This window comes from Rhizobium sp. P1_C7, from assembly GCF_056406295.1.
Genome location: NZ_JBFUAL010000036.1, coordinates 25,063 through 35,825, shown reverse-complemented (window position 1 = coordinate 35,825; position 10,763 = coordinate 25,063). Strand labels below are relative to the sequence as shown.

General features: G+C 61.4%; 8 protein-coding genes and 1 pseudogene. 6 read left to right on the top strand and 3 right to left on the bottom strand.

Features of this window, described 5'->3' with window-relative positions:
* Positions 1-370: class I SAM-dependent methyltransferase (locus AC1D2R_RS30300; protein ID WP_477973312.1), on the bottom strand; the 370-nt coding region annotated here is incomplete at its 3' end.
* 539 nt (positions 371-909) lie between these two features.
* On the opposite strand from AC1D2R_RS30300, the gene AC1D2R_RS30295 reads away from it, so the two are divergent.
* From AC1D2R_RS30295 to AC1D2R_RS30270, 6 genes and pseudogenes are all read left to right on the top strand, one after another.
* Positions 910-2,184: an aspartate kinase gene (locus tag AC1D2R_RS30295; protein ID WP_477973310.1), complete on the top strand. Its 1,275-nt coding sequence runs from the start codon at positions 910-912 to the stop codon at positions 2,182-2,184.
* A 90-nt stretch (positions 2,185-2,274) separates the two neighbouring features.
* Positions 2,275-4,542: a phosphoenolpyruvate--protein phosphotransferase gene (ptsP, locus tag AC1D2R_RS30290; RefSeq protein ID WP_477973308.1), complete on the top strand. Its 2,268-nt coding sequence runs from the start codon at positions 2,275-2,277 to the stop codon at positions 4,540-4,542.
* Positions 4,543-4,570: 28 nt separating this feature from the next.
* Entirely contained in the window at positions 4,571-5,650 is a 1,080-nt protein-coding gene (gene prfA / locus AC1D2R_RS30285; RefSeq protein ID WP_477973306.1) for a peptide chain release factor 1, read from the top strand.
* Positions 5,647-6,525 carry a peptide chain release factor N(5)-glutamine methyltransferase gene (prmC, locus tag AC1D2R_RS30280; protein WP_477973304.1) on the top strand — a complete coding sequence of 293 codons (879 nt, stop codon included), beginning with the start codon at positions 5,647-5,649 and terminating at the stop codon, positions 6,523-6,525. The genes prfA and prmC overlap by 4 nt, the downstream gene beginning before the upstream one ends.
* Before the next feature lie 337 nt (positions 6,526-6,862).
* Positions 6,863-7,720, top strand: a complete 858-nt coding sequence (locus AC1D2R_RS30275; protein ID WP_477973302.1) for a DUF4167 domain-containing protein — start codon at positions 6,863-6,865, stop codon at positions 7,718-7,720.
* A gap of 180 nt (positions 7,721-7,900) precedes the next feature.
* Positions 7,901-8,965: pseudogene (locus AC1D2R_RS30270) on the top strand (methyl-accepting chemotaxis protein); the annotation flags it as partial.
* Here the strand turns inward: AC1D2R_RS30270 and yddG are convergent.
* Entirely contained in the window at positions 8,858-9,748 is an 891-nt protein-coding gene (gene yddG / locus AC1D2R_RS30265; RefSeq protein ID WP_477973300.1) for an aromatic amino acid exporter YddG, read from the bottom strand. The pseudogene AC1D2R_RS30270 and the gene yddG sit on opposite strands and share 108 nt — an antisense overlap.
* A 30-nt stretch (positions 9,749-9,778) precedes the next feature.
* Positions 9,779-10,555, bottom strand: coding sequence for a DUF3108 domain-containing protein (locus AC1D2R_RS30260; RefSeq protein WP_477973298.1), 777 nt, complete (start codon positions 10,553-10,555; stop codon positions 9,779-9,781).
* Positions 10,556-10,763: the final 208 nt, after the last annotated feature.

Genomic DNA, 10,763 nt, shown 5'->3' with positions numbered 1-10,763 from the left:
GAAGGTCGATCGAGCGGTTGGTTCCAGATTCTTCGATCTTCTGCGCTGCCTTGTCCAGCATGTCGGGCGCATTGTCGATGCCGATGAACTGCACGTCCGAACCGACCATGCCGTCGAGCGTGAGCAGCGTTGTGGCGGTCGAACAGCCTATGTCGTAGAGATTGGTGTTCGGCTGCGCAAAGTCTTGTGCCAGCTCGCAGACCATTCGCTGCATCTCTTCATAGTACGGCACCGAACGGCTGACCATGTCGTCGAAAGCGTTTGCAACGGTCGCATTGAACGCGAAGTCTCCAACCGGACCTTGGCTGTTCGCAAACACTTCATCCTTGTGATCCTTGCGCAGAATCAAACGCGTCGGGCTATCGGCCATGATTGTCCCCCAATCAGTTCGCAATGACGCCTGAGACCAAACCGGTCACCACGAAGGCGTCACACCGTGTGCCATAACAGGGTCATCTAATCCTGACGCATACCTGAACGCCCCGGAAAAAACCTGACGCCTACCTGAATTTATGGCGTTTTTCTTGTCGATCATTGACGGGCGAACGCCGTGGCGTTCTCGTTGTCGCCGGCCCCGAGACCGGGGCGCGTGCGATTCCGATGGCCGGCGTCCGCGACACCCGTGGTCCCGATCTGCTTTCCATTCCGTCACGCATTCATTCTCCGCTTCGTGCCTTGCCACCCCCCCACAAACTCGCTAAGAGACGCCGCAACTTGGGCCCTTGGGCGCAAGGCTTTAGAAGGGTTCCAGAACTCCCAATCCCTGGCTCTTCGGCCATGCCGCTTTCCAAGGCTTCGTGATGCCGGGTCGGGCTTTCGTCTCTCCCGGTCAGGCAAAGATAGAGCATGATGGCGTCCGAAAACCGCTTCACACGTTTCGGCATCATGTTCGGGGTGTGGTAGAGGCATATGGCACGCATCGTAATGAAATTCGGCGGGACGTCCGTCGCCGATCTGGACCGCATCAAGAACGTTGCCCGCCACGTCAAACGCGAGGTCGATGCCGGCCATGAGGTGGCTGTCGTCGTTTCCGCGATGTCCGGCAAGACCAACGAACTGGTCGGCTGGGTGCAGGGCATGCCGAAGGTTGTCGGCGGCGACTCGCCGTTCTACGACGCGCGCGAATACGATGCGATCGTCGCTTCGGGCGAGCAGGTGACCTCGGGACTGCTGGCGATCGCGCTGCAGGCGATGGACATCAATGCCCGCTCCTGGCAGGGCTGGCAGATCCCGATCCGCACCGACAACGCGCACGGCGCTGCCCGCATTCTCGAGATCGACGGCACCGACATCATCAAGCGGATGGGCGAGGGGCAGGTTGCCGTCATCGCCGGCTTCCAGGGGCTCGGCCCCGACAACCGCATCGCAACGCTCGGGCGCGGCGGTTCCGATACTTCGGCGGTTGCGATCGCGGCTGCTGTTAAAGCAGACCGCTGCGATATCTATACCGACGTCGACGGCGTCTACACGACAGACCCTCGCATCGTGCCGCAGGCGCGCCGCCTGAAGAAGATCGCCTTCGAGGAAATGCTCGAAATGGCCTCGCTCGGCGCCAAGGTTCTGCAGGTTCGCTCGGTGGAGCTTGCCATGGTGTTCAAGGTGCGCACGTTCGTGCGCTCGTCGTTTGAAGATCCCGATGCTCCGGGCATGGGTGATTTCTTGAATCCGCCCGGAACGCTGATTTGTGACGAGGAAGAAATCGTGGAACAGGAAGTAGTCACCGGCATCGCATATGCCAAGGATGAGGCTCAGATCTCGCTTCGCCGTCTAGCCGACCGGCCCGGCGTCTCCGCCGCGATCTTCGGACCGCTGGCCGAAAGCCACATCAATGTCGACATGATCGTTCAGAACATCTCCGAGGACGGCTCGAAGACCGACATGACCTTCACGGTGCCGTCGGGCGACGTCGAGAAGGCAATCAAGGTTCTCGGCGAAAACAAGGAGAAGATCGGCTACGACGTCGTGCAGAACGAATCCGGCCTGGTGAAGGTCTCGGTCATCGGCATCGGCATGCGCAGCCACGCCGGCGTTGCGGCCACCGCCTTCAAGGCGCTGGCCGACAAGGGCATCAACATCAAGGCGATCACGACCTCGGAAATCAAGATTTCCATCCTGATCGACGGTCCCTATGCGGAACTCGCTGTCAGGACTTTGCATTCCTGCTACGGTCTGGATAAGAATTGATTCCCAGCAAGCTGGTCGCGCGTTCAAGTTGAGAAGTGACGCGGCTTGTCTGCCGGGTTACTTTGCTTTTGTTTTGGAGCTTGAGACGCAATGAGAGACCTTTCCGGCGGTCCGCGCGTGCTGCTCAGACGGCTACGCGAGTTGATGGCGGAGCCGCTGGAGCCACAGGAGCGCCTCGACCGGATCGTGCGCCAGATCGCCGGCAACATGGTGGCGGAGGTCTGCTCCGTCTACGTGCTGCGCGCCGACGGCGTGCTCGAGCTCTATGCAACCGAAGGTCTCAACCGCGAAGCCGTCCACCTGGCGCAACTGAAGATGGGCCAGGGTCTTGTCGGCACCATCGCGGCGTCGGCACAGCCGCTCAATCTCTCCGACGCGCAGTCGCACCCGGCCTTCCGCTACCTGCCGGAGACGGGCGAAGAAATCTACCACTCCTTCCTCGGCGTGCCGATTCTGCGCACCGGCCGGTCGCTCGGCGTTCTCGTCGTGCAGAACAAGGCGAGCCGCAACTATCGCGAGGAAGAACTCGAGGCACTCGAGACGACGGCGATGGTGCTTGCCGAGATGATCGCCACCGGCGAACTCAAGAAGATCACCAAGCCCGGACTCGAACTCGACTTGACGCGGTCGGTGACCATCGATGGCGATACCTACAACGAAGGCATCGGGCTCGGCTACGTCGTGCTGCACGAGCCGCGCATCGTCGTCACAAACCTGCTGAACGAAGATTCGGACAAGGAAATCCGGCGGCTTTCCGAGGCGCTCGGTTCGCTGCGCATTTCGATCGACGATCTCCTGTCGCAGCGCGACATGTCGATGGAAGGCGAGCACCGTGAGGTTCTCGAAACCTACCGGATGTTCGCCCACGACCAGGGCTGGGTGCGCAAACTCGAAGAGGCGATCCGCAACGGCCTGACGGCGGAAGCCGCTGTCGAGAAGGTGCAGAGCGACACCAAGGCGCGCATGATCCGCATGACGGACCCCTATCTGCGCGAGCGGATGCATGATTTCGAGGACCTGGCGAACCGACTGCTGCGTCAGCTGACGGGCTACACCGGCCGCACTGCCGGAGACGGCTTCCCTAGCGACGCGATCATCCTGGCGCGTGCCATGGGTGCTGCCGAACTGCTCGACTATCCGCGCGCAAACGTCCGCGGCCTTGTTCTGGAAGAGGGTGCTGTCACCAGCCACGTCGTTATCGTCGCCCGCGCCATGGGCATCCCGGTCATCGGCCAGGCCGCCGGCATCGTGGCGCTTGCCGAAAATGGCGACGCCTTGATCATCGATGGCGATGGCGGCCATGTGCATCTCAGGCCTTTGCCGGAGCATCAGCGCTCCTACGAGGAAAAGGTGCGCTTCCGGGCGCGCCGGCAGGAGCAGTTCCGCGCGCTGCGTGCGGTGGAGCCGCTGACCAAGGATGGGCAGCGCGTGTCGCTGATGATGAATGCCGGCCTGCTGGTCGACCTGCCCCAGCTCGCCGAATCGGGCGCCGAAGGCATCGGGCTGTTCCGCACCGAACTGCAGTTCATGATTGCCTCCACCATGCCAAAGGCGGAGGAGCAGGAGCTGTTCTACCGCAATGTGCTGAAGCAGGCTGCGGGCCGCGTCGTGACCTTCCGCACGCTCGATATCGGCGGCGACAAGGTCGTTCCCTATTTCCGGGGTCACGAGGAAGAAAATCCGGCGCTCGGCTGGCGCGCGATCCGGCTCTCTCTCGACCGGCCAGGACTGTTGCGCACGCAGCTTCGCGCCATGCTAAAGGCGGCAGCCGGCATGGAATTGAAGCTGATGGTGCCGATGGTGACCGAGGTTTCGGAGATCGCCGCGGTGCGCGAGCTTCTACAGAAGGAAGTGCAGCACCTTTCGCGTTTCGGCCACGGCCTGCCGCGCAAGCTGCAGTTCGGCGCAATGCTCGAGGTGCCGTCGCTGCTCTGGCAACTCGACGAGTTGATGGCGGCGGTCGATTTCGTTTCCGTCGGCTCCAACGACCTTTTCCAGTTCTCGATGGCTGTCGATCGCGGAAATGCGCGGGTGTCGGATCGTTTCGATCCGCTCGGCAAGCCATTCCTGAGGATCCTGCGCGACATCGTGCGCGCTGGCCAGCGCAACAAAACGCCGGTGACGCTGTGCGGTGAACTTGCAGGCAAGCCAATTTCGGCGATGGCGTTGTTCGGGATCGGTTTTCGCTCGGTGTCGATGTCGCCGGCCTCGATCGGCCCCGTCAAGGCGATGCTGCTCGGCCTCGATGCCGAGGCGCTGGGCAAAGCCATGAACGAGGCGCTGGACGATACCAAGACGCCTACATCGATACGCGAGCTGCTTGCCCACTTCGCCGAAGCTCACAATATACCTCTTTAGACATAGACAAGCAGAATCGGAGTGAAGGGTGGCGAAGCTTCCCGTTGAAAAGATGCGCGAGCTGGAACGCCGTTTCGGCGAGATCGAAGCGCGCATGTCGGCCGGCCCGTCGGCCGACGTCTACGTCAAGCTTGCCTCCGAATATTCCGAGCTGCAGCCTGTGGTGACGAAGATCCGCGAGTACGAGAAGGCGCTGGCGGAACTGACCGATCTCGAGTCGCTCCTGGAAGACAAATCCGTCGATCGCGAAATGCGTGATATGGCGGAGGTCGAGTTGCCTGATGTGAAGGAGCAGATCGAGGCGCTGGAGCAGGAGATCCAGATCCTGCTGCTGCCGAAAGACGCTGCCGACGAAAAGAGCGCGATCCTCGAAATCCGCGCCGGCACGGGAGGCTCGGAGGCGGCCCTGTTTGCCGGCGACCTCTTCCGCATGTACGAGCGCTACGCGGCAGCCCATGGCTGGAAGGTCGAGGTCCTCTCGTCGAGCGAGGGGGAAGCAGGCGGCTTCAAGGAGATCATTGCGACGATCACCGGCAAGGGCGTGTTCGCCAAGCTGAAGTTCGAATCCGGCGTGCACCGCGTACAACGCGTGCCCGAGACGGAAGCGGGCGGACGCATCCATACGTCGGCGGCGACGGTCGCGGTGTTGCCAGAGGCCGAGGAGATCGATATTGAGGTCCGGGCGGAAGACATCCGCATCGACACAATGCGCTCGTCGGGTGCAGGCGGCCAGCACGTCAACACGACGGACTCGGCGGTACGCATCACCCACCTGCCGACCGGCATCGTGGTCACCAGCTCTGAAAAATCGCAGCACCAGAACCGCGCCAAGGCGATGCAGGTTCTGCGCTCGCGCCTCTACGACGCCGAGCGCCAGCGGGCCGACAGCGAGCGTTCGGCCGACCGCAAGAACCAGGTCGGCTCCGGTGACCGCTCGGAGCGCATCCGCACCTATAATTTTCCGCAGGGGCGCGTGACCGACCACCGGATCAACCTGACCCTCTACAAGCTCGACCGGATGATGGTGGGCGAGATCGACGAAATCGTCGATGCGCTGATGGCCGACTATCAGGCGAGCCAGCTGGCCCAGCTCGGCGAACAGCGATGAACGAGATCGGGAAACAGGCCGGTCCTACGGTTTCCCAGATGTTGGCCGATGCTCGCCGTCGTTTCACCGAAGCGGGCATCGAAGACCCGGCGACAGACGCACGCGTGCTGATCGCCGGTCTCCTGGACCTGTCGACGACCGAGATCCTGACGCGTGGGAGTGACCCGGTCGGAGCCAGACTTTTGACCGTTCAGGCCGCCATTGAACGGCGGCTGGCGCATGAGCCCGTGCACCGTATTCTCGGCGAGCGCGAGTTCTACGGACTGCCATTGTCGCTTTCGGCCGAGACGCTGGAACCGCGGCCCGATACGGAAATTCTCGTCGATACGATGCTTCCCCATCTGCGCAATCTTGCGACGACGGAGGGCCATATCCATGTTCTGGACTTGGGAACAGGAACCGGCGCGATATGCCTTGCACTGTTGAGCGAATGTCCGCAAGCGTCAGGCATCGGCAGCGACATATCGGCCGATGCATTGAGGACGGCAAAATCGAACGCAGACAGAAATGGCTTGCGTGATCGATTCGAGGCCGTTCAATCCAGCTGGTTCGAGAATATTCAAGGGTCGTTTCACGCGATTGTCTCAAATCCGCCCTATATAGCGTCCAGTATCATTCACGGTCTTGCGCCCGAAGTGACGAAATTTGATCCGGCTGCCGCACTGGATGGTGGCCTGGACGGGCTTGACGCTTACAAAGCCATCGCCAAGGATGCGGCAAGGTTCATGCAGCCCAGCGGCGTTATTGGACTTGAGATAGGCTACGATCAGCGAAACGACGTGACAGGGATATTTGAAGCCGAGGGCTTCAGGTATGTGGAATCCTCAAAGGATTACGGCCAGAATGACCGGGTGCTTGTGTTTGCGCTCAAGTAACATGCATTCAGCATTGAATAGGACATTGGTGTCATTGCGAAGAAAAGGCTTGGATTTCCACGGGAAGCAATATAGGTTGGCCCCACGCGTTGGAGAGATAGGACAGAACGACGATTCGTTCGATACTAGCTCAGCCTCGGGGGTCGGCTCTTTTAAACGAGAGTTTTAAAGGTTGAACACGACCCAATGCGTGAATCAGTCAAACTGACTTGAGAACAAGCGGCAGGTCGGCGCGAAGGCGCAGTATGCTTGCGGCACGAGAGCCTGAGACGGTTTGTCCGGTCACGGCGGTTGGTGCCATCACTCCACACAAACAGAGAATTCAGGTGAACGATCGATGAGGCCAGGACAGCAGAATAAGCGCGGTCGCGGGCGTGGCAGTAACAACGGCGGCGGCGGTGGAAGCAATAATAACAACAATTTCAACCGCAAGGGCGGAAATCCGCTGACTCGCAGCTACGATAGCTCCGGCCCCGACGTAAAGATCCGCGGCACTGCCCAGCACATCGCCGAGAAATATGCGCAACTTGCCCGCGACGCCCAGAGCTCCGGCGACCGCGTCATGGCAGAAAACTACCTGCAGCACGCCGAACACTACAACCGCATCATTGCCGCCGCACAGGCGCAGATGCAGGAACGCTTCCAGCGCGACGACCGCAACGAATACGGCGAAGGCGCTGACGGCGATGATAACGACGGCGTAGACAATGATGACGTCGTCGTCGTTCACCCGCCGCGGCAGCAGTACGAGCATCAGCAGCGCCGATCGGATGAGCAGCCGCCACGCCGCTCGGACGAGCAGCAGCAACAGCCGCGCCGTGCGGACGAGCAGCAGCAACAGCCGCGCCGTGCGGAAGAGCAGGCGCAGCAGCAGCCACGCCGAAACGAAGATCAGCCCGCGCGCCAGCCGCGCCGCCAACAAGGGCAGCCGGCTCCGGTCGCAGCGGTTGAGCCGCAGCCTGAGATCATCGATGGCACCGGCCCGCAGCCGGTCATCGAGGGCATTCCGGCCGAGGTCTCGATGGATGAGGAGAGTGCAGCCGGCCAGCCGCGCGAACGCCAGCCGCGGCGCCGCGCCACCGGCACCCGCCCCCGTCGCCCGCGCCGCGGTGCTGAAGGTGAGGCAGAGGCTTCGAGCGAGGGCGATGCTCCGTCGGGCGACGCTCCTGCTCTCGCGGATGTTGCTTCGGAATAGTGATTTTCGGTGCTCCGAAAGGGGTCGAAGGCCTAGTGATTGCCGAAGGGCGCCCCTGATGGGGCGCCCTTTTTTGTTGCGGGGTGCAGCCACCACGAGTTTTAGTGGTTAATCCATATTTAGATATCTGTTTTATGCCGAACATTAACTCTCCCGGTTTCATAGCCTTCCGGAAACGCCGGCAAGCATCACAGTTTGTTTTGTAAGCCCGCCCACACCGCGACATCGAAGTATCGCGAGTTGTGGGCTCGCCTTGGGAGGGGCGAGTACAATGCCGGGGTCTACAGGCGCTTCGCGAAAGGGGGCCGGGAGATCGGGATCCAGGCAGTCTACAATCCGATCACCGATGCCGACCGCAAGGTCTACAAGGTCGTCAAGGTCGCAACCGACGTCACGCTGCGCATGAGCGCCATCAGCCAGCTGGGGGAAGTGCTCCGCGGACTTTTCGAAGGCGACCTTACCAAGACGGTCAATTCGTCGTTCGTGCCGTCGATGGAGCAGCTGCGGCATGACTTCAATGCGACGGTTGCGAGACTTTTCGAAACGCTGAAGACCCTTTGCGAGAACGCGCAGACTATTGCAGCTGGCTCGCGGGAGATCGGGTCCGCGGCGGATTCCTTCTCCAAGCGGACGGAACAGCAGGCGGCCTCGATCGAGGAGACGGCCGCGGCGCTGGAAGAAATCACGACCACGGTCAACGATTCTAGCCTCCGAGCGGGCGAAGCAGGAAAGCTGGTTGCCAAGACGAACCACGGCGCCGAGCAATCGGGCCTTGTGGTGCGCAATGCCGTGGCGGCGATGGGGCAGATCGAGCAGTCTTCCCGCGAGATCACCAATATCATCGGCGTGATCGATGACATCGCCTTCCAGACCAACCTCTTGGCGCTGAATGCGGGCGTCGAGGCTGCTCGCGCGGGGGAAGCCGGCAAGGGTTTCACCGTCGTTGCCCAGGAGGTTCGCGAGCTCGCCCAGCGCTCGGCAAGTGCCGCCAAGGAGATAAAGGCACCGAAAATCAACCAGAGCGTCAACTCGCTCGATCAATCGACACAGCAAAATGCGGCGATGGTCGAGGAGAGCACGGCAGCAAGCCACAAGCTCTCTTCGGAAGCAGAAGCGCTTCGCCGGCTACTGGCGCAGCTAGGCGGCGGCCCGTTCTGCCGGCGTCCGCTTTCGCCGAAACATCTCCTGCGCGGCAAGCACCGCACCGCCGGTTACCAGGAGGCAGGCGAGCGCGATGCGCCAGCTGGGTTCGGCAAAGCCGAAGATCGTCAGGATCAGGGTCGAAAAGAGCGGTGCGGCATAGCTTGCAGCGCCGAGGATCTGGATGTCGCCGTTCTTGACGCCGTAGTCCCAGGCGTAGAAGGCCGCTCCCACGGGAAAGAGCCCGAGCCCGGCGACGGCGATCCATTCGAACGGCGCTTCCGGCCATACGGTGGTTTCAAGTCCCAGGTGGCAAAGCAGCGACAGAGCCGATGTTGCAAGGCAAAAGCCGGTGACGACATCGGTCGATACCGCATCGAAACGCCGCGTCAGCAGCGAGTATCCTGACCAGGTGAAGGCGCAGAGAATGGCGGCGCCATAGCCGATGGCATAGGCACCATCGAAGTCGATGCCGTTGCGCCCGACAATCAGGAAGGTGCCGCTCAAACCGGCGAGTGCGCCGACGATGTGATACCAGCGCAGCTGCTCGCCCGGCAGCAGCGCCGAACCGACAACGATCAGCAAGGGCCAGAGGTAGGCGATCAGACCGGCCTCGACGGCAGGCGCGTTGCGCAGCGCCGTAAAGTAGAGAAAGTGGTATCCAAACAGCCCGGCAATGCCGACGATCCATACCTTGGCCGGCTGCTTCAGCAGCGCCAGGCGCGAAGGATTGAGGATCAGCACCAGCAGGCCTGGAATGCTGCCGATGGCAAAGCAGATGGCGGAAAGCTGGAACGGCGGCATTTTTCCCGACGCTGCCGTAAACAGCGCCAGAAACGACCACATGACAATGGCCGTGAACCCGATCAACGTTGCCCGAAGCTTCACTCATCCCCCTTCACGGAGACATCAGCTCCGTCAGCCTGCTGTGTATTTCACCGCGGTAATGGTCACCGGCCCGTATTGCGTCGGGATACGGACATAGACAGGAGCATATACATTCGCCGCGTCTGCCTTGGCAAACCAGATTTCCATGCGGCTGCTCTTGCTCAGATACTCGATGTCGCTTCGGCCTTTCTTGTAGCCGGACCTCGGCACGAAACGGACATTGCAGACGGTCGCCTTGCCGTTGAAGCCTTCCGTCTCGAACGCCTTGGAGCCCTTCGGCGAGAGCACGAGGTCCATCCTCATCTCGCCATCGTAGATCGGGAGCTTCTGGGCGCAGAGATCGGTTCCGACCGGGAAGATCAGCCCGGAGATCGGGTCGAGCACCGAGCGCATGTCGCCAGCCGGGACATTGACCCAGTTCGCAGGCAGCCGGCGCGGGGGCTTGACGGTGGTCGAGGTGATGTTGCCGTTGTCGTAGCGGACATCGTAGGTGCGCGCGCGCTTGCCACTCTTGTAGTAGAGATGGTATCGGGAGGCCTGCAGCCGGTCGCCGCGCAGAACGCCGTCGACGCTGGTCTTCGCAGAGATATTGGTCACCAGATCGGCAAGGCCCGCAGAACTGATGTCGCCGGAGATCTCGTAGCTCTTGTCGTCCTCGATCCTCGTGAGAAAGGCCGCGCGTGCAATCGTCAGGATTCCAAGGGAAACCCTGTATTCCGTTCTGTGCTTTATCTCGCCGGCACCGGCCGGAAGCGCAGCAAGTGCGGCGATTGCCGAGATGAAAATGCGTTTGCCCAAATGAGCCATGAAATCTGCCTTGTTCCGGCGAGCTGGTAAAGCCGCACAGCACGGTCTATACGCTTGTTGTCCTGCGAAGAAAACACGAGCTTTTTGACGGAATTGCGGGAAACGCCAAGGTTTGGCTTGACGCGCCCGGCCTGTCTGATTATAGAACCGCAACTTTCCAATCATGGCCTGTTGGATTGCAAGCCCGATTTTGCGCGGGTCGGCAATT